A 242-nucleotide genomic window follows, 5' to 3' on the forward strand; every position below is an offset into this window, starting at 1 on the left:
CTGGTATTGACGGTGTCCCACAGGGCGTCGGTGCTGCTATTCCCGTAGCTTAATGCGAGTGATGTGGTCCAGTTGTCCGATAGCGGCTGCTCAACGCTGCCGGTGACAATATGGCTAACCTGATCTGAATAGCTCTGGTCGCCTACCAGTGAGGGGCCGTTGAAGCCATAGGAGCCGTCACTAAAGCGGATCACCCCAGGATCGGCGATATTTTCTTGTTCACTGTATTCGTAGGCAAATAG

At 53.7% G+C, this 242-nt stretch carries 1 protein-coding gene; it reads right to left on the reverse strand.

All coding sequences use genetic code 11. The features are described 5' to 3' along the window. Positions 1 to 242: hypothetical protein (locus R0K30_RS23260; RefSeq protein ID WP_410613368.1), on the reverse strand; the 242-nt coding region annotated here is incomplete at both ends.

Origin of the sequence: Bacillus sp. SIMBA_154, assembly GCF_046536015.1 — a bacterium.
In the GTDB taxonomy this organism is placed as follows: Bacteria; Bacillota; Bacilli; order Bacillales; family Bacillaceae; genus Bacillus; species Bacillus pumilus_P.